Here is a 25,498-nt window from a genome sequence, read left to right as displayed (position 1 = left end):
AATTACTTTAGTTATTTCTAGCAACCGCAGCTATTATTGTCTGAATTACCTTTGCATCCACAACCACTTGCTGGATTAACACCAATGCATTTACCATCGTAGCAAGAAACATCTAATGGCATATACTTAACTTGGATATTATCTTTATAAACCTTTAACATATATTTTCTATTTGGGCATAAAGGTCCTAGTAAGAATTGTCCATATTGATCTGTAAATGTGTGAGTCAATGGACATGGTAATTTGCAACCATCTACTACTTGAAGTAGTTTAACAACAGCATCTGCTACTGGGCATCCATTAGCATCTAAAACTGTACCATGAATAACTGATCTCTTCTCAACTGGTAATTTAATAACAGCCTCTATTTGTTGATTTTCTCTTGGACATACTGAACATACAGCACATTTCCCGCTCATAACTTTTACCTCCGTAGTTGTTCTTTATACTTATAAAATATGTTTGAGAAAAAGAAATGTGCTATTATTCTGTTAAAATTTATCATTATTGCTCTACTAAGTTATTAATCCACTTTTTAGATTTAAATCTTCTTAAGCAAAATACCCCTTTTACAATCTCTTCTAAAGTACATAAAGCATAAACTTGATATACAGGTAGCTTAAGTATAAAAGCACCTATAAAGGCTACAGGAACTCCTATAAGCCACATTGTTGATGCTTCAATAGCTAATGATACCTTTGCATCTCCTCCACCTCTTAAAACACCCACAATTATTATAATGTTATAAACTCTAATTACCATTATAAATGCTATTACATATAAAATATTTCTTGCCCATATCCTCACTTGCTCAGATACATCATATAAAGTTACTATTTGATTAGATAATAATATTAGCCCTAAAGATAAAATTATTCCTACTATACACCCTAACATCACACACTTCTTGCCATATTTATATCCCTTGTCCTTATCTCCCCTACCAATTTCATTTCCAACTATAACAAGAGATGCTGATCCTATTCCAAAAATGACTACCATAAACAGGTTATATACTGTAGTTGCAATCTGAACTGAGGCTATAGCTTGGGTACCTATTCTTCCATAAATAACATTATACATTACTGATCCTAGCCCCCAGCATCCTTCATTTAATAAAACAGGAATCATAGTTATAAATATCATCTTTACAAAATCTCTAGAAAATGAAAATAATTCTTTCATATTACCAGCCAATACACTCTTAGAAATATAAATATATGCTATCAATATAGTCGTTTCTAATACCCTTGCTATTAATGTTGCTATAGCAGCTCCTTTTACTCCCATAGCAGGAGCCCCTAAATTTCCAAATATAAATACCCAGTTTAAAAATGTATTAGTTAATAATGCTACTGCACTTACTAACATTGGAATAGATGTTTTTTCAATACACCTTAATGCAGTTGCAAAATTAAATGTTAATGCAGTAAATACATAGCTTAAACATACAACTCCTAGATATTCTGAGCCTAATCGTATAACATCTGTACTTTTATTAAATATAGAAACAATAAAACTAGGAGATATTAGTGCAACCACTGTAAATATTAATCCTATAATTACTGCTAATAAACTTCCTAAACCTACTACTTTTTTTATACTTGCTATATCTTTTCTTCCCCAATACTGCGAAGTATATACGGCCATCCCACTAAACATTCCCATAATTAAAATATTAAATAAGAAAAAATACTGATTTCCTATTCCTACTGAGGCTATTTCTACTTCACCTAATTTTCCAATCATAATTGTATCCACTATATTTAATGATGAGGTAATAAAGTTTTGAATTATAATTGGTAATGCTATTACAAATATTTTTTTATAAAATGTTTTGTCTCTTTCTAAAATTGCTTTCATATGTCCCCCTTAATAATAAAAATGAAGCAAGCACTTTAGAAGAGTTAAAGTGGTTGCTTCTCACTATTTGTTGGTTAATTATCTTTAGATATTCTATCAAGGAAAATTTACAATGTCAATTATTAACATAAAAAAAGTAGCATGGATATTTATTTTGATTGTTCCGCGGCTAAGCTCCAAGTCAAATGGAAACAAATATCTCACCCACGCCTACTAAATATAAAGAAAAAAGCCGTAGATAAATATCTACGGCGTAACTAACTATTTCTTTAATTTGAATGAGAACTTAGTCCATGGCTCAATGTAATCTAATAAGAATAATTCTTCTTCTACTATTCTAGCAACTACATTACTCTTTCCACTGTTCTTCATATCCTTAAGTGCTACTTGTAGCTCTCCAGCATATCTAGTATATAAATCAGATTCTACAATTATATCTCCTCTTTTTATATCTGGAGTGTTAAATGGTGGGAACTTCTCACCTTTATACTTAACTCTAGATTGAGTTGATCTAGCCATGTATTCTGAATTATCTCCTCTGTTGAAGTGGAATTCTTCAAGAACGATTTTTCTTTCTATTTCAGGAATTCCATCAACTAATTCAACTGTGAACTCAAGCATTTCTTTATTAATTTCACTTAAAGCCTTTAATTCTTCTTCAGATGCATAACAGTTAGCTATTATAACATCATCAATACCTGTTGCAAATAAATGTTTCGCTTGAACATCTATTGGCATATCTCTATGCATTTCTAAAGTACATAACCCTTCTGATACAGGCCATGGTCCAAACTTAGCTGTTGGAGAATTTACAAAGGCAGCTGTATTAATTCCTAATTCCTTAAATTGTTCTGTACATTTCATATAATGTTCTAATGAAAGTCCAGTATAAACATGTGGATAGAAGTTATGGCATCCATATATGTTGTTTACATTTGGTCTAAATGATAATATGTTGTCTACATACTTTGTACCATTACTCATATTTAATTCAACTTTTAAATCATATGGATTAAATGACATTATAGATTCTTCATTTCCAGCAAAACCTTCATCAAATCTAATTCCGCTTAATCCCATTTCTTTAAATACAGATAAATCTGTTATAGATGCTCCTAAGTTCTTAAATACTGTTGGATCTAAATCTGCTATTACTTCCATTCCATGCTTGTTTGCTACATCTAACATTCTTTTGAATTCTGCAACTACTTCTTCAGTAGTTTTTCCTTCTACAGAAAGTAGACAAGTAAAAATTCTCTTAAAGCCATATTTTGCAGCTAACTCTACATACTCAATTATTTCATCCATAGAACTATGACTTGGATAAACTGAAATCCCTAATCTTTTCATTATGTGCCCTCCAATAAAATCAGTTGTTTGTTTTTTGGTAAATATAGTATGCTCCTTTTGCAGCTGAAACATCGTTATCAACATAAGCAACTACATTAATATTTTCTTTCAGATAATTTTCGAAGGCTTTTCTTAAATCTTTAGATTTTCTAATAACGCCCCCTACTAATCCTATTCTACATTTATCAAAGTTTAATTTCTTAAATACCCTCTCTGCTGACTTTGCAATTTCTATACCTTCATTTATTAATATATTTTTAGCATAGTCATCACCTTTTTCAGCATAAATAGATACTAAGCTGGCCATCGCAGCAATCTCATCTTTTGTTGCAGAATAGATAAACCCAACAATTTCATCTACAGTAGTCATGTTCAATTTATCTAAAATAGCCTGTGAAAGTTCACTTCTATCAATTCCATAATCCTCTTCATGAATCATTCTTTTGAAAGCTTCTATAGAAATATTATAGGCACTTCCTTCGTCTCCAAGTAGGTGGCCCCATCCACCACAACGTGCCTGTTTATCTTCTTTAACACCAAATGCTGTTGACCCCGTTCCTGCTATTACTAGAATTCCATCTTCACCTTCTAATAATGCCTTTAAAGCCAAGTCACCATCATTCATAACCACTGGTTCTAAAGAAAACTTATTCTTTACTTCATTATAAATTAATTTAGCGTTTTCCCCAACTTCACTTCCTGCAATCCCCAAGTATATTCCCTTTAACCCATCTTGTCCAAGCTTTATAATTAACTCTTCTATTGAAGTAGTTATGTTATTTAAAGCTTCTTCTTTTCCATTAACAAGGTTACCAAAACCAGTTAGCGCTCTTGCTAAAACTTCCCCACTTAAGTCATAAGCAACAGCTTCAGTTTTAGTGCCTCCTCCATCTACTCCAATTATATAATCCATAACTATTCCCCTTTATTAATTATTTCTCATCTAATTCTGTATTAAAATAATCCGTTCATCAGCGTTGAAACAATAGAATTATAGTTAATGAACTCTAATGTAAAACATTAGAGTTCATATTAAATTGATACTATAATCTTGTGTATATATCAATTATTTCTATAGCTACATCTTTTAATGTCATTGTAGTCATGAAGTGGTCTTGTGCGTGACAAAGTAATAATGAAAACTCTGCCTTATCTCCACCTGCTTCTGCTTGAATTAAGCTTGTTTGTGCATTATGTGCATGTCCTAATTCTTCATCAGCTTTTTCTATTAAACTTTTAGCTTCTTCTATGTTATTTTCTTTTGCTGCTTGAATAGCCTCCATAGAGTAGCTTCTAGCTTCTCCACTGTGCATAATTAAATTCATTATGATTTCTTCCATTACTTATACATCCTTTCATTTGACTTTAGCTTATATGCCGATATAAATACCCCCCAGTATTCTCCCCTTTTTATAAGCTAAATTACTTTCCAGCCATCTTTAATGCTAAAGCTAAAACTTTTGCACCATTCATTGTTCCATAATCAACTGTTGGGATTATGTCTACTGGAATTCCCTTTGGTTCATATTTTTCCTTCATCTTCTTTAATAAGAATCTAACTTGTGGTCCTAATAATAATACGTCCATTTCGTCTTCGTGATTCTTAACTTCACCTTCTGCCATAGCTTGGATTGAACATTCAATTCCTTGCTCTTTAGCAGCAGCTTGCATCTTAGTTACTAATAAGCTAGTTGACATACCAGCTGAACAACATAATAAAATTTTTAACATGGTTGATTCCCCCTCAAATTATATTTATAATTTTTTAATTTTAAATTATTTACTTTTGCACTATATATTATAAGCAATTTGTATGCCAACTATTTATCTTTTTTTACTTTTTTTCAAATGACTCTATACCTAAGTTTTCTAAAGGTAAAACAAAAGATAACTATGTATTTTAAATACACAGTTATCTTACACACAATTTTACACACTACTTTTTTTACACACTCTCTTTAACTATTACACAGATATATCATTTTCTGTTACCATTCTAACTATAAATGCAAGTTCATTATCAGATATATTAATATTATAAGTCAACTCAATTCTTCTTAAGCTTTGCTTAACTAAAATAAACTCCTTACTGTGCTTATCTCTATATTCATTAAGTTTATCAAAACTCTTTCCTTTACCACCACTAATAGTCTTCTCAATTAGAAAACATAGATGTATTATTATTCCAACTTTAACTTCATGAGATATCATTATACCCAAGTTTTCTTCTGTTCGTTCCATAGCTTCTCTTACAAGTTGAACTAATTCAATACCATCTATATTTTCAATTTGAGCATCTATAGACTTTGTAATTCTCTTAAAGTCTTCTTCCCTACTAATAAACTCATCAATTCTATCTATACCATCTTCCGCTAATATATCAGGTGCAGGAATGAACGGAATTCCTTCTATATTTAATGATACTGTGCCTACAACAGCTAATATTCCATACTCTAACTTCAAACTATCTATCTTATCGATAAAATCAGATTTATCTAATATATTTAGTGAAATAATCTTTACTTTATCCCTATTAGATAGTCTTTGCAATAGTATTTGTCTTAACTTTTCCGCAGATCCTTCTCCTGTAAAGCAAGCAGTAATGATTAGATTTTCTTTTAATTCAGTATTATTCCTTACTCCTTGTATACCGTATCTGCTTATTTCTAAACAAGATTTGTATATTTCATTTATATCTCTTCCGTTAATAGCCTTCCTTCCAGCTTCTATTACTAATAATGTACTTACCATATCAATTGCTCTTACATCAATTCCTGTTTCCTCTTTAATCATACTTCCGAAGTTGGTCAAAGATCCCATATCAACTAGTAATAGAACACCTTTACCACTATTCATTTCAATTACTTTTCGTTTAGCTATTTCATACATTTGTTCTGCCTTCATGGTTAAAGGCATATCTAATGCTCTAGAATAATTTTCTCCTATCAAGGAATTAGCCACTTCCACCATGCTACTAGCTGTTGAATGCCCATGCATTATAACAAGTACACCAACCTTACCATCTTTCTTCTCATCTATTTCGTAAGGTCTAGCTGCTATAAACATAGTAAGATATCCTATTTCATCTAGTGGAACTTCAACATCAAACTTATTATCTATCTTCTGCGCAACTTCCATAGCTATGAGAAATTCTTTAGAATAGTGTGAACGTATGAAATTTAATTTAGGATGATATATTTTATTCCCTTGCTTTATTCTTTCTAAACTCCCTTGAAGATGTAACGCTAATCCAAAATATACTTTTTCATCATACTGTCTGCCTAATTTAGATGAAGCTATATCTAAAATCTCTGCAACAATATCTACTATTTCACTATCTACTATTTTAGTTATTTCATCTCTTCTAAATTCTTTAGGTAAGTCTCTTATATACTTTTGAAAATATCTTTCTATATCTATATTTAAAATATCATTTATTTCTTTTTCTTCTAATCCTTTTTTTTTAAGATCCTCTAATTTATTTTCTATAATATCATAAAAATACTCACCTGTTATTTTACTTTCCTCTTTAAAATCCACCATATTAAATGTATTTTCATTATCTTTATAGGAGAATCTAAGAACATCCCCCATATTTCTTAAAAGCTCATCTACTTCACCTCTAAATTCTTGTAACTTCATTAATCCCTTATTAACTCTTTGATGTAGATCACTTTGTTCTACAAGAATATAATCTCTTCCATTTGCCTTATAATTAAGAAATGCTTTAGCACAAGCTAATTGTATATCACTTTTTAATTGACCTATATTATTAGGACAATCATATAATAAAAATGAAATTAACGCATTTTTATTAAAATATATACTCTTTCCTAGTCTTACAGACTCTTCTTTTATAAATTCTTCTAATAGGTAATACCTCTCTTGAACACTACGCTCTTTTAATGATGGTAATGTTATAGTCATAGGTATTCTCCTAGTAAATGTCTTTAACATGAATGATTGGGGTTCTTCAGTAGTAGCCGTAATTATTTGAGCTTCTACATTAATAGGATTTTCAGTATCACCTAATGGTCTAAAATAACCTTTATCTATATATGTAAATAACATTTCTTGACCTTGAGGTGATAACCTATGTATTTCATCTAAAAATATAATTCCACCATCAGCCTTTTTTAAAAGTCCATCTTTATCGCAGTCAGCACCAGTATATGCTCCTTTTTTCACTCCAAAAATTTGTGCCATGACTAATTGAGGGTTATCTACATAGTCAGCGCAATTAAATCTTATGAATGGAGCATTTTCAGAGATAACACCTGACTCTCTTGCAAATTCATACATTAATTCAGCAAACATTGATTTACCTACACCTGTTTCTCCTAATATTAATGTATGTAAGCCTCTTGGGGGGTAAAGCATAGCTGCTTTTGCCTGCTGTATAGGTATCTGCAGACTTTGTTCTGCCCCAACCATTTTATCTAAGCTATTTTTGTTATTTAAATCTATAGTTGAACCTTTACTTTTATAAAGGCTATTCTTTTTTATAACAGAATATAATACAGGTCTACCTTCTATTTTTTCCAGCTTTCCTTCTTTATATAAAGTGTTTAAATATCTAGAAATATTAGCTCTATCTAAATCCATAAAATTACTTAATTCTATTGCTGATATACCTTTACGGCCTTTATTTTCTAGTTGTAATAATGAGTTATAAACTTCATCTAATTTACTCATATTTGCCCCCTAAAAAAATAGTTAGGTACTATTAAGTACCTAACTTTAATTATACTATATTAATAACTAACTTTCAGCTAATTGCATACTTAAAGATACATTTTTTCCATTTCTATATACAACTACTTCCACCTTATCTCCTGCATTTTTATTACTCTTTAATTTACTTAACTCATCAAAAGTTTTTACTTCTTTTCCATCAAACTTTATAATTAAATCAGATGGCTGTATTCCAGCTTTTGCTGCTGGTGAATTTTCAGTAACTCCAACTACCCATAAGCCTTCTTTAGGAAGATTATTTTGTTTTGCTAATTCTGAATTCACTTCTCTAACAGTTATTCCTAAATTTAGGATTGGCTTAGATAGGCTTTCTATTCTATCTTTTGCATCATTAATTGGAATTGCAAATCCCATACCTTCTATAGTTGTTTCTGATTGACCTGATAATTTTGCTGTATTAATTCCAATTACTTCACCTTTAGTATTTATTAAAGGTCCTCCACTATTACCTGAATTTATTGCTGCATCAGTTTGAATATAATCACCAGTATTTCCACCTTCAGTTGTTAGATTTCTATTTACTCCACTAACAATTCCTTTTGTTAAAGTCTGTGCAAAATTCTTTCCAAGTGGTGTGCCTATAGCAACAACTTCTTGCCCTACATATAATCCATCAGAATCTCCCAACTCTGCTACAGCTGGCACCTTAGTTCCATCTGCTAACTTAACCATTGCAATATCTCTATTTTGATCATAGTTAACAACCTTTGCAGCCACCTCTTCTCCATTACTTAATATTACTGTTACATCCTTTGTATTATTAGAAATAGCTAATTCAACAACATGATAGTTTGTTAAGATGTAGCCATCCTCATTTATTATAAATCCAGATCCTATCCCCTCAACATTTTGAGCAAAAAATCCTTTATACTCAGTTCCTTTAGTTGAGATAGTAACAACTGCTGGACTTACCTTTTGATATACTTCCTGTGCTGAAAGAGCCTTTTCATCACTTTGAGTAAAATTAACTGGAGCCAAGTTTACTGTCTTGCCTTCTAACTTACTTGTTATTGTCTTATAAGTTACTAAGCCACCTATTAGTCCTCCAGACAATGCTATTGCAAGTGTTATTGCTATTGTACCAAATATTTTTAATCCCTTTTTATTCTTTGGTTTCTTATTATCTTCAAAATTATTATGTTCTTCAAATTTATCAGGCTCATGATAAAAAACAAATCCTTGTTCATTATTGTTTTCGTTATCCATGTTAAAACCTCCTATATGCACTTTATTTTCTTTAATTTGAGTATATATTTTATTTGTGACAACTATATGGCATAAAATTTCAAAAAAGGATGGATAAATATCTATTTTGATCGTTCCATCGCAAACTACAAGTTACATGGAAACAAATATCTCCTCCACTAGCACTAAAGGTAAGGAAATTATAAAATTATTATTCTTGATTTTATATTTAATAATAATACCTTTTATTTATAACTAATTAAAATTTTATATTTTCCTAGATCGAAAAAATTAGTGCAGAATATATTTATATTCTGCACCAACAAATCCCTATTTACTCTTACTTGCTAGTTTTTCTATTTTTTTGGCTTCCTTTAATACAATTGATATTCCAGATTCAATAGAAGTATTATTTGTACTTGAAATTATACCTGCTTCAGATTCTGTATGATATATAGTTGTCAATTTGCTTGTACCAATTTTTGCAACAGGGTCATTTTCATTATCGGTTATTATATATAAAGGCTTGTCTACAAACATATTGTCTATTTGTATTTCTCCGTTATATTTATATAAGTTTTCTAATTCATTACTCACTGCTTTTCTATAGTTCTTTTTAGTTTTATGTACTGCAAATTCTTCATCTGCTCCTTTTGGAAGGTTTTCTTCAAACCCATCTATAGAATAAGTAAGGCCTAACTTGTCCATTAATGTAGTTAATCCAAAAGAGGCTCCTACTGCTTCAACTTTACTTTTATAATACTTCCATCTTATACTCTTCTTAAACTCTTTACTTTTTAAAACTTCTTCTGATAATGGCCTTATTAATACCATACCAGATACCAACTCTGGATACTCTTTTGCAAAATTAGTCATAATTAAACTACCATACTCTTCGCCTACAAGAATTAAGTTATCAGTTAGACCTAATTTTTTTATTAACTCTCTAAGTTCTTCTGTTTGAGATGCTATATCTTTTTTATCCCTAATAGTATTAAAGCCATATCCATCTCTATTATATACTAGTGTTCTAACACCTAATTCTTTTTCAACACTTTTACACACATCATTCCAAGCATAAAGATTAGTTCCTAAAGCTCCATCAAAAACAATTGTGTAGCTTCCGCTTCCACTACTTTTATATTCTATCTTATTATCATCAATCTTTACATAGTTTAATCTTTGCCTTACTTGCTCATTTCCTACAAAATTACTTAAGCTTTGAAATATAAATCCACATAGCAAAATCACTGCTAAGACAATACTAATTTTTTTTACCCATTGCAATATAGATAATTTTTCTCTCATATTAACTCTATGAAGTCCATTCGATTCAGGTATAAGATTCAAACTTTTCACCTATCCTTCATTTAATTTTAAATTTGGTTTTGCATTTAAATCTAGGGAAGACGATTTATTATTTATAAATCTAAAATATGCTGCTGAACCTATCATAGCTGCATTATCTGTACATAACTTTAGCTCTGGGAATAATATTTGAACGCCAACTTTCTCACCTTCACTAATTAATGCATCTCTTAAAGCTGAGTTAGCTGCTACACCTCCAGCTATAGCAATTTTATCTAATTCCTTATTTTTAATTGTTAAAAATACATTATCTCTCAAAACTTCTACCACAGCTTTTTGGAAAGATGCTGCAACATCAGCTTTATTAACTTCAATATTTTGCATACTACATTTATTTAAGTAGTTTAATACTGCAGATTTTAAACCACTAAAAGAAAAGTCTAAAGTTTCTTCATGGAACCTAGCTCTAGGAAACTCTATTGCATTTGGGTTTCCTTCCTTTGCAAGCTTATCTATCTTTGGACCACCTGGATATCCTAACCCTAAAGCTCTTGCCACTTTGTCGTAAGCTTCTCCAGCAGCATCATCTCTTGTTTGACCTAATACTTCATATTTGCCATAATCCTTAACATGAACAATAAAAGTATGACCTCCTGATACTACTAAAGATACAAAAGGTGGCTTTAAATCCTTATGTTGAATAAAATTAGCACATATATGTCCTTCTATATGATTTACTCCAATTAAAGGTTTATTAGCTGCATATGCTAAGCCTTTAGCATACTGAAGACCAACTAATAATGCTCCAACTAGTCCTGGTCCATAAGTAACTCCAATTGCATCAATATCTTCTAAGGTTACATTTGCCTCATCCAAAGCTTCCTTTACAACTTTATCTATTACCTCTATATGCATTCTTGATGCTACTTCTGGCACTACTCCTCCAAATTTTTTATGTGTATCTATTTGTGTAGCTATTATATTTGATAATACTATTCTTCCATTTTCAATAACTGCAGCAGATGTCTCGTCACAGCTAGATTCAATAGATAATATTAATTTCTTTTCCATTTCGTTATCCCTCGTACTTTATATTTATTAAAACTATATTGTATAATACTTCATTAAACATTATGTATATTTTTTATATCTTGTATTAATAAGAATAATACTGTAAATTTAAAATTGAAATTCTATTTTAATTATAATCGTTAATGGTCAATATTTCAGCTATTTTGTTATAGAATTTATGGAAAATTAAGTTTTACTTAAAATAAAGGAGTAAATATTATGTCATCTTATGCAAAAGTTATAGTAAATGGATCTCCTATAACTAAATCTAACTTTAAACTACATAATGTTAATGGGCGTGCTATATTACCTTATAATTCTGGACAATATCACGATAGATATGCACTATATGAACAAGAAATAGCATATATTGCTCGTTCTCAAAATCCAGAAATTGTTTTAACTGAAAGTTTAATAGCAATTCTTAAGGTATACTATAAAAGCGAAAAAAGACATCCAGATACTATAAATATTTGTAAAAGTATTTTTGACGGTGTAGAAAAAAGTGGATTAATAGTTAATGATGCTCAAGTAAGAAGAATAGTAATAGAAGAATTTTACGATAAGGAAAACCCTAGGTTTGAACTTGAATTATTTGGAGAAAGTGAATACTCTCTTACCTATTCAGTTATCCCTAAGGAAACTTCAACACAAAAAAATGAATATAAGCCTCTACGAAAGAACTTCCATGAAAAAAGTGTTGCTAATTTAAATGAAAAGACTATTAAATCTGATAAGATATGTAGTATGTGTAAGAAATCAATTACTTGTAATGATTTTATTACTGCGGATAAAGGAAAAACATTGATTTGTAAAAACTGTTTTAAAAAACTTTTCTAGAGAGGATAACCTAATTATGATAAACAAGATATTATGTATTGGTGATAGTCTAACATACGGATATGGATTGGCTAAGGATAAAACTTGGGCTAATCTATTAGGAAACTGTTTAGATATAAAAATTATTAATAAAGGAATAAATGGAGATACAACTCCATCAATGTTAAATAGATTATATGAAAATCTTATAAAACACAAACCTGACATAACTTTTATAATGGGTGGGACAAATGATCTTCTATGTGGCAGAAAACTTTTTAATATAGTAGACAATATTGAAGAAATGATTTTAGAAACTTTATCTAATAACTCTAATGTAGTAATTGGAATTCCACCTATTATAATAAAGGAGATGGCAGAAGAATTATTTATGCCATCTCAATTATATGATTATTGTTTTTCATCTCTTCCAAATCTACGTACTTCCTTAATAAAAGTTTGCAAAAAACACAATATAGAATATGTAGATTTTTATAATCTATCACTTAAGAATATAGATAAAAATATTTTTATTGATGGTATTCATCTTAATTCTCTTGGTAATGAGCTTATGAAGGATGAGGCATTAAGAACAATTAATAATAATAATTTCTAATATATTCTGCTGCCCTTTTTCCTGCTTCTCCTCCATTAATATCCTTTTGAGTTAATGCTTTTGTACCATATATTAAATTTCCACAAGCAAAAACCCCTTTAATTCCAGTCTCATACTCATTAACAATTGGTGCAAGTGTTTCTTTGTCCATTTCGACTTTTACATTCTTTAACAAACTATTCTCAGGAAAATATTCTACAGATAATAACAATGAATCACAGCCTAAAATAATCTCTTTTTTATCCATAAGAGAACCAATTTTCACTCCTGTAACTCTTTCATCTCCAAATATCTCTATTACCTTTGAATCAATGTATACAGGTATATTAAATCCTTCTATTATATCTTTGTTTTCATCATCAAATATGAAGTTTTCATTTTCCTTTATTAAAATACCTTTTATATCAGCACCTTCTATGTATAATCTTCGTGCTACTATTAAAGCCCACTTATTACTTGCTACTATAACAGGTTCTTTTCCTAATAAGTATCCCTCTAAATTTACTACTCTATGAGCATTTCCTATACTATTAATTCCTGTATAAGTATTAGTTGCTATATTTATACTTCCAGTAAACTTTTCTCTACATCCCGTAGCAAAAATTATTGAGCTTCCTTTTATTTCTGTAACTCCCTCTAAAGAATTTACATATGTTATAACTTTATCTTTAGATAAATCTATTACTTCTGTTTCTAACTTTATATAGACTTCATGATTAAGTAATCTGTTTCTAATAAAATTAACATATTCAGGACCTGTAACTTCCACATTTAAAATGCTGCTACCAAATCCACTATGAATACACTGATTCACTACTCCTCCTAATGAATCTTCTCTTTCTATAATAATTACATTTTTCACTCCATTTTCTAAGGCACTTAGGGCAGCTGTCATGCCACTAATCCCACCACCAACAACTATCAAATCATATTGAATCATAAAGAAACTTCCTCCTTAGACTGCCTTACATCGCTCAAATTTCTTAATATAAGTTGATTATAACATATTAACTTTTACTATTAAATTTCGAAAATAAATAAGGTGATTTAATATGAATTCTTTTTTTATAGTTTTATATATTTTAGGTTTATTAGGCATTAGCTCTTCTATAGTGATTTTAGGACTTAAAATACATAAAAAACGAAAAATCTATAACTCTATAACTTTGATTCTAATAGCAGTATCGTTTGTGCTTTTAAGTTCAGGAACAATATTAGGTCTTATAAACCTAAAAAATAATAGTTTTAATTCTGTAAATAAAACTAAAATAAATACCTCAGAATTATCCATAGCTTCTTATAAAGATTTATCATTTATATATAGGTTTAGTAACCCTAATTTATCTAATAATAAAAATGCATATATATCAATTGATAATAATTCATCTCTGCAATTTACAGGGATAGTACACTTGAAGTTTTTAGACCAAAATAATTCTACTGTTTCAACCTTAAATCTAACAGTTAAAAACTTGATGCCAAATACATCTACTAAATCAAATATTCAAATTGATAAGAGTGTATCAAATATTGAATATTCTTTTAATGGAAAGTTTGAAACAGTATCTTCAAATAGTGAAAGTTCATATAAAATAAAAACCTTAGCCTATGGTGGAAATTACTTAAGAATTGAAGTTATTGCAAACTCTTCAGATCGGGATACTTTAAATAATATTTGTAGAGAGTTAAAAGAAACCTATACCTACAAATACTGTAAAGGCTTTTTAGTATATTTTATAGATAATAAGTCTAATAGTTTTAATGATGCCTATGCTGATTTCTTCGGTGATAATGAAAAGAACTTATACACTCTTACTCTATTTGAAAATAATAAAAGATATAAAGTAGATTAAATTTAATCTACTTTATATCTTTATTAATTGGTCTGCTTCATTCATAATATCAACAATTTCATTCATATCTATCTTTATGCCAACTAAAACTTTATTTCTTAGATCATAATGATCTATGCACATTGATGATGAGTATATTTTAACACCTTTTTCAATTAGTAGTTTTATTCCTTCAATAACTTTAGACTCTTCAGATAGCAACTTTACACCACTATTTAAAAAGATAATCTTCTTAGGTAATCTAAATTCTTCACTTATTGTATCCAAATAAGAAATCATTAATTTCTTTCCTAATTCCTCATCACCTTTTCCTAACATATCAGTTGAAATTATAACAACATAATTTTTATCTTCTTCTAATACCTCTAAGCATCCTCTTTTTTCAATAGTTAGATTAAACTCATCACCAACCTCTTGTGAATCAACATGATATCCTTGAGTCATTGCATATTTTGTTATATTACTATTTGCAATATCATTATCTACACGTACAGTTGCTTCACCTTCACCAATAGAATCAAAATATTTTTTAACTTTCTTTATCACCTTTGGACCTTCTATACCTCTACAGTCAATCCTCTTCATACCATCACCTCATACTGTAATTAAAGCTATTTATTTATAAAAATGGTTATATTTAAATTATATCATTTATTAAGATTTAATAAATACTCTTTCTTTAATTTGATTTGCCATATCATATTATACTATAATTGATTATGATTACTGTTGAGAGGTGAAGAAATGAGTAACTTATTAGAACAAATTAAGAACTATCTAAAAAATTTTGATAAAAATAAATTAATAAAAATAGGATTATTCCTTATTCCTCTTTTAGGAATAGTTTTAAAATCTATATTTCTACAAGGATTTATACAAAATCAAAATCCATATGACTTTAATATATCTCTTGGATTTTCCAATGCATCTCCTTGTATAAATTATTATTTTGCTTATACCTTAGTATTTTTAAGTTTTAGCTTATTATTCAAAGGTAAAGGTAGAATAATATATCTATTTGTTATAGATTCCCTAATTACTGCATTAACATTATTAGATGTTATGTATTTTAGAGGATTTTTAACAGTACCTTCAATCCTTATATTAACTCAAACTGCTAATTTAGATAATCTTGGTGGATCAGTAATGTCCATGCTTAGCTCATATGATTTCATATTCTTCTTAGACTTTATCATTTTAGGAGTTTATGTTTTCTTTACTAGGAAAACTTACTCAATTAATCCTAAAAGAGCTATAAAAACATTTTTAGCTACATTTATTATTCCTTTAGCTTTTATATTATATGTTCCTTTTAATCTTTTTGTATTAAATAACGAAAATGTTAAGAATGCATATCTTTTTGATGGATATGATCCAACTAATACAGTAAAATATTTTACACCTGTTGGTTATCACATAATGGATATAATAAATGTATATAAGGATTCCAAGCCTTATGAACTAACAGAAGAAGAAAATGACCAAATTAATCAATATTATAATTGGAAAAATGAAAATCTACCTGATAATGAATATGCGGGAATTTCAAAAAATAAAAATTTAATTGTTATCCAAGTAGAATCTCTTGAATCATTTGTTTTAGGCAAAGAAATTAACGGTAAGAAAATTACCCCTGTAATGGATGAACTAATACAAAAAGGATTGTACTTTCCAAACATATATGAACAGGTTAACGAAGGGACAAGCTCCGATTCTGACTTAATGGTAAATACGTCTATGTTGCCATTACGAAGAGGAAGTACATTCTTCAGATATCCAAATGCTACCTATAATTCATTACCTATAATTCTTAGAAATGCAGGATACACATCCTCTTCTATTCATCCTGATAAAGGTTCTTTCTGGAACTATGCAAATGCATTAAAGGGTGGTATTGATTTTGATAACTTTATAGATTACTTTTCATTTAATGATGATGAACAAATAGGTATGGGTATAAGTGATAGAAGCTACTTCGAACAAGTTGTACCAATGCTAAAGAATTTAAATTCGCCATTCTTTGCTCATACTATAACTTTAACTAATCATGGTCCTTTCGATATTCCTCAAGAATATAGAAAACTAGGATTAGATGAAGAGTTAGATAAAAGTGAGCTTGGGGGTTACTTTGAAAGTGTTCATTATACAGATGAACAAATTGGATACTTCTTAGAGTTACTTGATAAAGAAGGAATTCTTGATAACTCATTAGTTTTTATAGTTGGGGATCATACTGGAGTTCATAAATACTATAATCATGGAATAAACCAACTTTCTCAAAAAGAAGCTTGGTATTTAGACGATGGTAATCCTATTGTTCCTTTAATAATCTATGATAAAGATATTAAAGAACCAAAGACTTTAGAAACTATTGGCGGTCAAATTGATATAATGCCTACTATGTTGTATTTACTTGGAATAGATAAATCATTATATGAAAATACAGCACTAGGGAGAAATTTATTAAATACTAATAGGAGCTATGCTATATTAACTAATGGAACAATTAAGGGAGAAAACTTATCAGCAGAAGATGAGGAAATAATAAAATCTTCTTTAGACCTTTCAGATAAAATGATAAGAGCTAATTATTTCAAAAAAGTTAATTAAAGCAATAAGACACGCTATTTACAGCGTGTCTTATTATTTTACTATTTTCCTGCAACAGATAATTCATTAATAATAACAGATGGTGATCCCACACTACTCATTGGGAACTTTAAGTCTTCCCCTATAACTTTAATTTCTTTCAATAAGTCAAAGAAGTTACCAGCTATAGTTATTTGTTCAACAGGAAATGATTTCTTTCCATTCTCTATATAGAATCCTTTTGCTGCTAATGAGAAATCTCCAGTAATAGAATTTGCTCCTGAATGCATTCCTGCAAGCTCAGTTATCATTAGCCCTTCCCCTACTTCTTCATATAATTCATCTATAGATTTACTTCCCTTCTCTATATAGAAGTTAGTTGGAGATATTCCAACTGTAGATGCATATGAAGCTTTAAATCCATTTCCTGTAGTTTTTATACCTGCTTTATTTGCAGTCTTTAAATTATGAAGTAAAGTTTCTAACTTTCCTTTAGATATAATTTCTTTTTTATATGTTGCTACCCCTTCATCATCAAATGGAGTAGAAGCTAACCCATCTTCTAATAGTGGATTATCAACCAAAGTTACTATTGATGATGCAATTATTTCTCCTTCTCTGTCCTTTAATAAAGAAAGACCTTTTTGTGCTGCATCTCCACTAAATACTCCGGCAAATGTTGATAATAAAGAAACCATAGCTTCATTATATATTAATGTCTTATACTTACCTGACTTAATGCTTTTACCATTTATTCTTGATAACGCCTCTTCAATACCTTGTTTAGCTATCTTTCTTGGATTTACTTCTTTTAATGAGTTTGCTGTTACATAACCAGTTCCATCATATTTTTCCCCTGATTCTTCAACTATAGGTACTACATATGCTGTTAGCAGATTAGTCTTATTACTAAGCTCTAGCCCTTTTGTATTATATATTCCATAACTAGATGTTCCATATCCTACACTACATCCTCCAAGATTAACTACTTTATCAGATAACTGTTTAGCTTCCTTTTCCATATTTAAAGCAATATCTATTAATTCGCTAGGTTTTACTGATTCTAGGTCTTCAGAATAAGTCTTCACTTCCTCATATTCTTTATCCCCTTCATAAATAAACTGTATATCTTCGCTCTCAACAGTTTTAGCTCCATCTTTAGCATTCTTTACTAACATTTCAATTGCTTCTTCATCCATAATTTCTGTGTATGAATATCCCATTTTCTCTTGAATTTTTCCTCTAAAAGATAAACCAAAAGTTTTATTTAAATTATATTTTTCAACCTCTTCTTCGTAAACCGTTATATTTAAGCTTTCTCTATTTGTAAAGTATATCTCACACTCTTGAAAGCCTTCATTTTTAGCTCTATTAAATAATTTTTCCTTAAATTCTCTAAATTCCATGTTAACCTCCTATCTTCCACCTACAGTAATTTCTTTTACTCTAATCATAGGTTGCCCAACATTAACAGGAACGCTACCAGATGAAGAACCACACATTCCTTGAGCTTGTGCTAAATTAGTTCCAACCATATCAATATTCATCAATACTTCGCTACCCTTACCTATTAAACTTGCTCCTCTAACAGGCTCTTGAATTTCACCATTCTTAACAAGATACCCCTCTGCTACAGCAAAATTGAACTCACCAGTTACAGGATTAACAGAACCTCCACCAAGTTTCTTAGCGTATAACCCCTCTGGAATTGATGCAATTATATCCTTTGGATCATCTTCTCCTGCTGCAATATAAGTGTTAGTCATTCTAGATGTTGGAGCAAACTTATAGCTCTGTCTACGAGCATTTCCTGTTGGATCCATTCCCATCCTTCTACCATTTAGCTTATCTATCATATATGACTTTAATATTCCATTTTCTATAAGAACATTTTTTCTTCCAGGTGTCCCCTCATCATCAACATTAATTGAACCCCAATGGTTTGGTAATGTACCATCATCAATTGCAGTTACTTTTGAAGATGCTATTTGTTTACCTAAACAATCAGAGAATACAGAGTTACCCTTTGCTACTGATGTAGCTTCTAATGAATGTCCACAAGCTTCATGGAATATAACTCCTCCAAATCCGTTGTCAATAGCAGCCATCATTCTACCTGCTGGACAGTTGCGTGCATTTAACATTACATATGCAGAACGTGCTGCTTCCTTACCGTAATATTCTGGATCAATCTCATTAAACATTTCAAAGCCTTTATATCTTCCTGGCCCCTCAAATCCTGTTTGATTTTCACCATCCTTAGATGCTACAGCATTTATTGCTAATCTTGTTCTAATTCTTCTATCTTCAACGTAAAGCCCTTCTGTATTTGCTATAAGTACTTTTTGATCTTTATCTATATATGATACACTTACTTGAGCTATATCTGAATGATATTCCTTGGCACTTTTATATGCTATTTTCATTACACCAACTTTTTTATTATAATCAACAACATTAGGAAATACTTCAATGTTATGTCTATCATTTATTATAGTTCTATTATTTATTACAATAGTTCTTTCTTCCCTTAAATCCCCTAAGGCTAAGGCTGCTTTATATGCAGTATCTAAAAGACCTTCCTTACTGCTATCATTTGTATATGCATAAACGCTTTTTAATCCTTTAAAGATTCGAATACCAACGCCATAACTTCTACCCCCTAAGGCGTTTTCAACTTTATTGTCTAAAATACCAATAGAATTATTTATACTATCTTCTTCAAATATTTCTGCAAAATCACCACCGGTAATTAGACACTTAGATAAAACCTTTGATGCTACCTCTCTTGAAATCATTTCAATCCTCCTATTTTATTGTTCTACTGTTTTCTTTAAAAGCACTTGCCCACTTGTCAATATAATTTGAACTACACCATTCAGCCATTATAACAGTTTCTCCCTCTTCAAGCTGTATCCTTTTTAGAGGTTCGTCTGATAAGGTACCATCTACAATTCTGTAAATAAGCATCTCATCCTTAAGAATTATAACTGCTAGAGATTTATATGGCGATGTATACGCATCTATCATATATGGGTTAACTCCTTTTAAAAGTTTCCATGATATTAATAGTGTATCATAATTTAATAACTTTTTAATAGGCTTTAATCTTGTTGGAAAGTTAATATATTTATCATTTTTTAAAGACGACATCCTCCCCTGAATAACCCATTTTCCATTATCCCTTACTAAAGTAAAATTACTATAATCTATATATTGTGATAATGATGATTTAATTTCATTATTAAGTGTATTATAAGTTTCATTATAGGCATCCGTATAATCAGTATAGGAATCTTTAGTTGTATATAAATCGCTTATAGATATTCCAGTTGATGTATTCATATTATCTATTGGTAGTACTTCATAATAATCAGATTCATATTTGCTATTATTACTTACTACTTCTGTTGCTATATAATCATTACTTATAAAATTTATATTCCTTAATAAGGTTGTTCCATCTTCAATATTACCTTTTATTTCTTCAACCAACTTGTTATTATACTCAACTGTAGCTATATCAATTGGAGCTGATTCAAAATACTCGTACCTTATCTTTCTTTCCTTATCCTCATACAACTTTGGCTCTAAGTACCATATACCTTTAAGTCTTGGAAATATAATGTTCTCTCTTTCTTTAACATCTTGAAGGCTTCCATCTTTTGTACTAATCCATAAGGTTCTATATGTTTCTGGCATTCCTTCTGCTTCAGAAGGCTTCTTCAAAGTTATATATAGTCCTTCTGAAATCCCTGATTCATCTTTAACAACTGAACCTTCATAATCAGCATACTTTTGCTCTTCACTTATATCTATATCTTTATTTAACTTAAGTTTAAAAATTATACCTTGGTAATATAAATAGGATTCCTCTTCTGTATTATAAAAAAATTCTGCTAATACTTTGTTCTGATATATTATAGAATATACATCTATACTCTCTATCTCATTTCCTAATAAGTTTGACATTTTATATTTATTCTCATAAGAAATTGTATAATTAGGCTTTACAACCTTTACTGTATATTTTATTTTCTTAATATCTTCTCCAGATAGGCTAATTCCATTGCTTCTTATTTTTATAGGATTTGAGGTTATATTTTTTATATCCTCATCAGATAGTACATTAGGTTCTAATATCTTATATACCTCTGCATTCCATCCTCCTTTTATTTTTAAGTTCATATTACGTGGAGGTACTATTACTGAGCTACTTTCTTGTTGAACAAAAGAACACCCCATTAGAAGAAAGATACATAAAAAAATACATATAACACTACTAAAAAGTCTTTTCATTAGCTTCTTCCTCCTTAATTACTGGCAAAATTACGGTTACTGATGTCCCTTTGCCCTCTTCACTTTCAATAAAAATCTCTCCATTATGTAATTTAACTATTTCATCACATATAGACAAACCTATACCATTTTTAGATTTTGCATTCTTACCCTTATAAAATTTTTCTTTTACCCTTGGCAAATCTTCCTTTGTTATTCCAGACCCATCATCCTGGACAACTATTTTTAAAGAACCTTCAACAGCGGTAAAACTTATGCTTATAGTACCTTCTGCTTCTGTAAACTTGAAAGCATTATCTAAAAGATTTATTAATACTTGCTTTATTCTATCAATATCTACATATATTTTTTTATTCTCAGAATCTAAATTTATATTAAGCCTTTTATTTTCACGCCTAGCTCTAGCTGACATATATACATCAATATAATCAGATATAGCTTTTATTGAGACTTCTTTCTTATTTAAAGTCATTTTACCACTTGATAATCTAGAAAAATCCAAAAGTTCCTCTACCATATTAACTAATCTATCAGTTTCTTTTTCAATTATATTCAATCCCATTTTTAAAGTATCTTTATCTGTTTGCGAATCATCTAATGTTATTACCCATCCCTTTATAGCAGTTAATGGAGTTCTTAATTCATGTGAAATGGATGAAATAAATTCATTTTTTAATTGTTCTCTCTTTTGTATTTCTTCTGCCATGTAATCCAAGGTTTTAGCTAATTTACCTATCTCATCCCTTGAATTAGTATCACTTCTTACTCCTAAATCTCCCCCAGCCATTTCCTCTGCTACTATAGTAAGTTTCTTTATTGGCACTACTATATTTTTTGCTAAAATTGTACTAACTAAAATTGAAAAAATCAGAACAGTTATAGATATAATTAAGAAAAATACTATTATATTACTTATTCCTTTATCTACAGCTTCAAGAGAAACAACTAATCTCATTACTCCTATAACTTTTCCATCAGACTCTATTGGTGTTGATAATGCCATTACTTTATAGTCATAATAACTTACATTTCCAATCCACCTATTATTTTTTTCTCCTTGTAGTGACTTTTGCACATCTATATATTTAACATTATCTTCTACCACTCCTATAGAATCCATTAACATTGAACCAGTATTATCATATATCTGTATTTGTGCATCAGTTTGTTCCCAAAATGAATCTAAACTATCATAAATGTTTTCCTCTAAAGAATATAAATTAAAGTATTTTTTATAAAAGTTAGTTGTTACTTGTAACTGATTTTTTAATAAATCATTCATATTATCATAATAGTACTTTCTTACAAAAGTAATAAGCAATATATCTAGTACTAAAATAGTTATAAATATTACTATAGAGAAACTCTTAACTAACCTACTTTTTATTGTTCTCATAATTTATCCCTTCCATCTATAACCTATTCCCCATACAGTTTCTATATACTGTGGATTTGATGAATCATCCTCTATCTTTGATCTTAACCTTCTTATATTAACATCTATTATTTTAGGGTCTCCAAAAAAGTTATATCCCCATATTAAATTTAATAATTCATCTCTAGTAAATGCTTTATTAGGATTTTCAATGAATAGCTTCATTAACATGTATTCCTTAGGAGTTACATCAATCTCTTTATTATTCTTTAATAATTTTTGAGAGTACAAATCAATTATAAATGGACCACCCATTAACTTATTTTTATTATTACTACTTTCATCTTCACTTATCCCTATACGTCTTAAAATAGCTTTTACCCTTAGCACAACTTCTAAAGGATTGAATGGCTTTATTATATAATCATCAGCACCAAACTCTAATCCCATAATTTTATCCATATCTTGCCCTTTTGCTGTTAGCATAATTATACCTACATTAGGGAACTCTTTTCTTAGTCTACTGCAAACTTGGAATCCATCAATTCCAGGAAGCATAACATCTAAGATTATTATTTCGGGTTTTTCCCTTAAAGCTTTTTCAATTCCTTCTTCTCCAGTTTCCGCCTCTATAACTTCAAATGAGTTTCGTTCTAAATTTATCTTTAAAAACCCTCTTATACTTTCTTCATCTTCTACTAATAAAATCTTTGTCATAATAACACCTCAATACTATTTTCTCTTATATTATTAATAATTACCTCATTTTATATCATACTATTAATTTTTATTATAATATAAATATTATTCAAGGTAGTTACAATTTAATTAACATATTTATATGTGCAAAAATGGGTGGGGATATTTATTTTGCTTGTTCCGTCACAAAGCTCCAATTATTTATAATAAATTAAAATTTTATATTTTTTTACACGTCAAAAAAAGCGATGGTAATCCATCGCTTAAAATTCTAAATGGCTCCGCGGAGAGGGCTCGAACCTCCAACCTATCGGTTAACAGCCGAGTGCTCCACCATTGAGCTACCGCGGAATATTAATCAGAGCTGTTCTCTGAAAATTGCACATAATCATTGAAATATCTTTAACTTGGTCAAGCCCTCGACCTATTAGTATCAGTCAGCTACATACATTACTGCACTTACACCTCTGACCTATCAACCTCGTGTTCTTCAAGGGGTCTTACTAGCTTATGCTATGGGAAATCTCATCTTGAGGTGGGCTTCACGCTTAGATGCTTTCAGCGTTTATCCCTTCCCGACTTAGCTACCCAGCTGTGCTCCTGGCGGAACAACTGGTGCACCAGAGGTCAGTCCATCCCGGTCCTCTCGTACTAAGGACAGCTCCTCTCAAATTTCCTACGCCCGCGACGGATAGGGACCGAACTGTCTCACGACGTTCTGAACCCAGCTCGCGTGCCGCTTTAATGGGCGAACAGCCCAACCCTTGGGACCTACTTCAGCCCCAGGATGCGACGAGCCGACATCGAGGTGCCAAACCTCCCCGTCGATGTGGACTCTTGGGGGAGATCAGCCTGTTATCCCCGAGGTAGCTTTTATCCGTTGAGCGATGGCCCTCCCACGAGGTACCACCGGATCACTAAGCCCGACTTTCGTCCCTGCTCCACTTGTGGGTGTCGCAGTCAGGCTCCCTTCTGCCTTTGCACTCTTCGAACGATTTCCGACCGTTCTGAGGGAACCTTTGGGCGCCTCCGTTACTTTTTAGGAGGCGACCGCCCCAGTCAAACTGCCCACCTAACAATGTCCTGTCACCAGATTCATGGCATCCAGTTAGAACCTCAGTACTGTCAGGGTGGTATCCCAAGGACGACTCCATCAAGGCTGACGCCCTGATTTCCCAGTCTCCCACCTATCCTGTACAGACAATACCGAAATTCAATGCTAAGCTACAGTAAAGCTCTACGGGGTCTTTCCGTCCAATCGCGGGTAGCGAGCATCTTCACTCGCACTACAACTTCGCCGGATTCACAGTTGAGACAGTGCCCAAGTCATTACGCCATTCGTGCGGGTCAGAACTTACCTGACAAGGAATTTCGCTACCTTAGGACCGTTATAGTTACGGCCGCCGTTTACTGGGGCTTAAGTTCACACCTTCGCTTGCGCTAAGTGTTCCCCTTAACCTTCCAGCACCGGGCAGGCGTCAGCCCCTATACATCAGCTTTCGCTTTAGCAGAGACCTGTGTTTTTGCTAAACAGTTGCTTGGGCCTATTCTCTGCGGCCTGCTCTCACAGGCACCCCTTCTCCCTAAGTTACGGGGTCAATTTGCCTAGTTCCTTAACTGTGATTCTTCCGCCGGCCTTAGGATTCTCTCCTCATCTACCTGTGTCGGTTTGCGGTACGGGCACTACATCTCTCTCTAGATGCTTTTCTTGGAAGC

The 25,498-nt window shown here is 30.8% G+C and carries 21 protein-coding genes, 1 tRNA gene and 1 rRNA gene (1 of these 23 cut by a window edge); 4 read left to right on the top strand and 19 right to left on the bottom strand.

Going from position 1 to position 25,498, the window contains the following annotated elements:
• Window positions 1–17: 17 nt before the first annotated feature.
• The 10 genes from DR024_RS06185 to tsaD form a co-directional block, all read right to left on the bottom strand.
• Window positions 18–419, bottom strand: a complete 402-nt coding sequence (locus tag DR024_RS06185) for a carboxypeptidase-like regulatory domain-containing protein (protein WP_051196090.1) — start codon at window positions 417–419, stop codon at window positions 18–20.
• 85 nt (window positions 420–504) lie between these two features.
• Window positions 505–1,863, bottom strand: a complete 1,359-nt coding sequence (locus DR024_RS06180; protein ID WP_055184029.1) for an MATE family efflux transporter — start codon at window positions 1,861–1,863, stop codon at window positions 505–507.
• A gap of 261 nt (window positions 1,864–2,124) precedes the next feature.
• Window positions 2,125–3,213, bottom strand: coding sequence for a DUF871 domain-containing protein (locus DR024_RS06175; protein WP_027099802.1), 1,089 nt, complete (start codon window positions 3,211–3,213; stop codon window positions 2,125–2,127).
• A 19-nt stretch (window positions 3,214–3,232) separates the two neighbouring features.
• A complete protein-coding gene (locus tag DR024_RS06170; RefSeq protein ID WP_111918336.1) occupies window positions 3,233–4,126 on the bottom strand; it encodes an N-acetylglucosamine kinase in 894 nt (297 codons plus the stop codon).
• 130 nt (window positions 4,127–4,256) lie between these two features.
• On the bottom strand, window positions 4,257–4,553 hold the full coding sequence (locus DR024_RS06165; RefSeq protein WP_027099804.1) for a PTS sugar transporter subunit IIA: 297 nt from the start codon (window positions 4,551–4,553) through the stop codon (window positions 4,257–4,259).
• 82 nt (window positions 4,554–4,635) lie between these two features.
• The gene (locus tag DR024_RS06160) at window positions 4,636–4,944 is read right to left on the bottom strand and encodes a PTS sugar transporter subunit IIB (RefSeq protein ID WP_027099805.1); all 309 of its coding nucleotides are present in this window, start codon (window positions 4,942–4,944) and stop codon (window positions 4,636–4,638) included.
• Between the two features lie 234 nt (window positions 4,945–5,178).
• The gene (locus tag DR024_RS06155) at window positions 5,179–7,908 is read right to left on the bottom strand and encodes a sigma-54-dependent transcriptional regulator (RefSeq protein WP_027099806.1); all 2,730 of its coding nucleotides are present in this window, start codon (window positions 7,906–7,908) and stop codon (window positions 5,179–5,181) included.
• Window positions 7,909–7,974: 66 nt separating this feature from the next.
• Complete coding sequence (locus DR024_RS06150; protein WP_027099807.1) at window positions 7,975–9,174, bottom strand: S1C family serine protease; 1,200 nt, start codon at window positions 9,172–9,174, stop codon at window positions 7,975–7,977.
• Between the two features lie 309 nt (window positions 9,175–9,483).
• Window positions 9,484–10,503: an alpha/beta fold hydrolase gene (locus tag DR024_RS06145; protein WP_111918334.1), complete on the bottom strand. Its 1,020-nt coding sequence runs from the start codon at window positions 10,501–10,503 to the stop codon at window positions 9,484–9,486.
• 9 nt (window positions 10,504–10,512) lie between these two features.
• Window positions 10,513–11,532 (bottom strand): tRNA (adenosine(37)-N6)-threonylcarbamoyltransferase complex transferase subunit TsaD, encoded by a 1,020-nt coding sequence (gene tsaD, locus DR024_RS06140; protein ID WP_055184033.1) that lies wholly within the window; start codon window positions 11,530–11,532, stop codon window positions 10,513–10,515.
• 219 nt (window positions 11,533–11,751) lie between these two features.
• Between tsaD and DR024_RS06135 the strand changes: the two genes are divergently transcribed.
• Both DR024_RS06135 and DR024_RS06130 read left to right on the top strand, forming a co-directional pair.
• Entirely contained in the window at window positions 11,752–12,372 is a 621-nt protein-coding gene (locus DR024_RS06135) for a RusA family crossover junction endodeoxyribonuclease (protein WP_027099810.1), read from the top strand.
• Window positions 12,373–12,388: 16 nt separating this feature from the next.
• Window positions 12,389–12,967: a GDSL-type esterase/lipase family protein gene (locus DR024_RS06130; protein ID WP_111918332.1), complete on the top strand. Its 579-nt coding sequence runs from the start codon at window positions 12,389–12,391 to the stop codon at window positions 12,965–12,967.
• On the opposite strand, the gene DR024_RS06125 is transcribed toward DR024_RS06130, so the two are convergent.
• Window positions 12,948–13,907 (bottom strand): NAD(P)/FAD-dependent oxidoreductase, encoded by a 960-nt coding sequence (locus DR024_RS06125; protein WP_027099812.1) that lies wholly within the window; start codon window positions 13,905–13,907, stop codon window positions 12,948–12,950. The genes DR024_RS06130 and DR024_RS06125 overlap by 20 nt on opposite strands.
• Window positions 13,908–14,019: 112 nt before the next feature.
• Between DR024_RS06125 and DR024_RS06120 the strand changes: the two genes are divergently transcribed.
• Window positions 14,020–14,820 carry a hypothetical protein gene (locus DR024_RS06120; protein ID WP_111918330.1) on the top strand — a complete coding sequence of 267 codons (801 nt, stop codon included), beginning with the start codon at window positions 14,020–14,022 and terminating at the stop codon, window positions 14,818–14,820.
• Between the two features lie 12 nt (window positions 14,821–14,832).
• Here the strand turns inward: DR024_RS06120 and yedF are convergent, their stop codons facing one another.
• Window positions 14,833–15,405 carry a sulfurtransferase-like selenium metabolism protein YedF gene (gene yedF / locus DR024_RS06115; RefSeq protein WP_027099814.1) on the bottom strand — a complete coding sequence of 191 codons (573 nt, stop codon included), beginning with the start codon at window positions 15,403–15,405 and terminating at the stop codon, window positions 14,833–14,835.
• Window positions 15,406–15,564: 159 nt separating this feature from the next.
• Here yedF and DR024_RS06110 point away from each other — a divergent pair, with 159 nt between their 5' ends.
• Entirely contained in the window at window positions 15,565–17,430 is a 1,866-nt protein-coding gene (locus DR024_RS06110; RefSeq protein ID WP_111918328.1) for an LTA synthase family protein, read from the top strand.
• A gap of 41 nt (window positions 17,431–17,471) precedes the next feature.
• Here DR024_RS06110 and DR024_RS06105 read toward each other — a convergent pair whose 3' ends face one another.
• The 7 genes from DR024_RS06105 to DR024_RS06075 form a co-directional block, all read right to left on the bottom strand.
• Complete coding sequence (locus DR024_RS06105; protein WP_055184034.1) at window positions 17,472–18,815, bottom strand: TldD/PmbA family protein; 1,344 nt, start codon at window positions 18,813–18,815, stop codon at window positions 17,472–17,474.
• A gap of 9 nt (window positions 18,816–18,824) precedes the next feature.
• A complete protein-coding gene (locus tag DR024_RS06100) occupies window positions 18,825–20,207 on the bottom strand; it encodes a TldD/PmbA family protein (RefSeq protein WP_027099817.1) in 1,383 nt (460 codons plus the stop codon).
• Window positions 20,208–20,217: 10 nt separating this feature from the next.
• Window positions 20,218–21,708, bottom strand: a complete 1,491-nt coding sequence (locus DR024_RS06095) for a hypothetical protein (RefSeq protein ID WP_027099818.1) — start codon at window positions 21,706–21,708, stop codon at window positions 20,218–20,220.
• A complete protein-coding gene (locus tag DR024_RS06090; protein ID WP_027099819.1) occupies window positions 21,692–23,104 on the bottom strand; it encodes a sensor histidine kinase in 1,413 nt (470 codons plus the stop codon). Before DR024_RS06090 ends, DR024_RS06095 begins: the two co-directional genes overlap by 17 nt.
• 3 nt (window positions 23,105–23,107) lie before the next feature.
• On the bottom strand, window positions 23,108–23,800 hold the full coding sequence (locus DR024_RS06085; protein WP_027099820.1) for a response regulator transcription factor: 693 nt from the start codon (window positions 23,798–23,800) through the stop codon (window positions 23,108–23,110).
• Between the two features lie 258 nt (window positions 23,801–24,058).
• Window positions 24,059–24,133, bottom strand: a tRNA-Asn gene (locus tag DR024_RS06080).
• A 56-nt stretch (window positions 24,134–24,189) separates the two neighbouring features.
• Window positions 24,190–25,498: ribosomal RNA gene (locus tag DR024_RS06075) — 23S ribosomal RNA — on the bottom strand; it runs 1,599 nt beyond the window's last position.

The sequence above is a fragment of the Clostridium paraputrificum genome (genome assembly GCF_900447045.1).
Classification (GTDB): domain Bacteria; phylum Bacillota; class Clostridia; order Clostridiales; family Clostridiaceae; genus Clostridium; species Clostridium paraputrificum.
Note: the sequence above shows the minus strand (reverse complement) of the source record. Positions and strands in the feature narration are given on the sequence as shown.

What these genes read in the sequence shown, in the direction of transcription:
- DR024_RS06185 (WP_051196090.1), bottom strand. Translation starts at nt 419, where the DNA reads ATGAGCGGGAAATGTGCTGTATGTTCAGTATGTCCAAGAGAAAATCAA.
- DR024_RS06180 (WP_055184029.1), bottom strand. Translation starts at nt 1,863, where the DNA reads ATGAAAGCAATTTTAGAAAGAGACAAAACATTTTATAAAAAAATATTT.
- DR024_RS06175 (WP_027099802.1), bottom strand. Translation starts at nt 3,213, where the DNA reads ATGAAAAGATTAGGGATTTCAGTTTATCCAAGTCATAGTTCTATGGAT.
- DR024_RS06170 (WP_111918336.1), bottom strand. Translation starts at nt 4,126, where the DNA reads ATGGATTATATAATTGGAGTAGATGGAGGAGGCACTAAAACTGAAGCT.
- DR024_RS06165 (WP_027099804.1), bottom strand. Translation starts at nt 4,553, where the DNA reads ATGGAAGAAATCATAATGAATTTAATTATGCACAGTGGAGAAGCTAGA.
- DR024_RS06160 (WP_027099805.1), bottom strand. Translation starts at nt 4,944, where the DNA reads ATGTTAAAAATTTTATTATGTTGTTCAGCTGGTATGTCAACTAGCTTA.
- DR024_RS06155 (WP_027099806.1), bottom strand. Translation starts at nt 7,908, where the DNA reads ATGAGTAAATTAGATGAAGTTTATAACTCATTATTACAACTAGAAAAT.
- DR024_RS06150 (WP_027099807.1), bottom strand. Translation starts at nt 9,174, where the DNA reads ATGGATAACGAAAACAATAATGAACAAGGATTTGTTTTTTATCATGAG.
- tsaD (WP_055184033.1), bottom strand. Translation starts at nt 11,532, where the DNA reads ATGGAAAAGAAATTAATATTATCTATTGAATCTAGCTGTGACGAGACA.
- DR024_RS06135 (WP_027099810.1), top strand. Translation starts at nt 11,752, where the DNA reads ATGTCATCTTATGCAAAAGTTATAGTAAATGGATCTCCTATAACTAAA.
- DR024_RS06130 (WP_111918332.1), top strand. Translation starts at nt 12,389, where the DNA reads ATGATAAACAAGATATTATGTATTGGTGATAGTCTAACATACGGATAT.
- DR024_RS06125 (WP_027099812.1), bottom strand. Translation starts at nt 13,907, where the DNA reads ATGATTCAATATGATTTGATAGTTGTTGGTGGTGGGATTAGTGGCATG.
- DR024_RS06120 (WP_111918330.1), top strand. Translation starts at nt 14,020, where the DNA reads ATGAATTCTTTTTTTATAGTTTTATATATTTTAGGTTTATTAGGCATT.
- yedF (WP_027099814.1), bottom strand. Translation starts at nt 15,405, where the DNA reads ATGAAGAGGATTGACTGTAGAGGTATAGAAGGTCCAAAGGTGATAAAG.
- DR024_RS06110 (WP_111918328.1), top strand. Translation starts at nt 15,565, where the DNA reads ATGAGTAACTTATTAGAACAAATTAAGAACTATCTAAAAAATTTTGAT.
- DR024_RS06105 (WP_055184034.1), bottom strand. Translation starts at nt 18,815, where the DNA reads ATGGAATTTAGAGAATTTAAGGAAAAATTATTTAATAGAGCTAAAAAT.
- DR024_RS06100 (WP_027099817.1), bottom strand. Translation starts at nt 20,207, where the DNA reads ATGATTTCAAGAGAGGTAGCATCAAAGGTTTTATCTAAGTGTCTAATT.
- DR024_RS06095 (WP_027099818.1), bottom strand. Translation starts at nt 21,708, where the DNA reads ATGAAAAGACTTTTTAGTAGTGTTATATGTATTTTTTTATGTATCTTT.
- DR024_RS06090 (WP_027099819.1), bottom strand. Translation starts at nt 23,104, where the DNA reads ATGAGAACAATAAAAAGTAGGTTAGTTAAGAGTTTCTCTATAGTAATA.
- DR024_RS06085 (WP_027099820.1), bottom strand. Translation starts at nt 23,800, where the DNA reads ATGACAAAGATTTTATTAGTAGAAGATGAAGAAAGTATAAGAGGGTTT.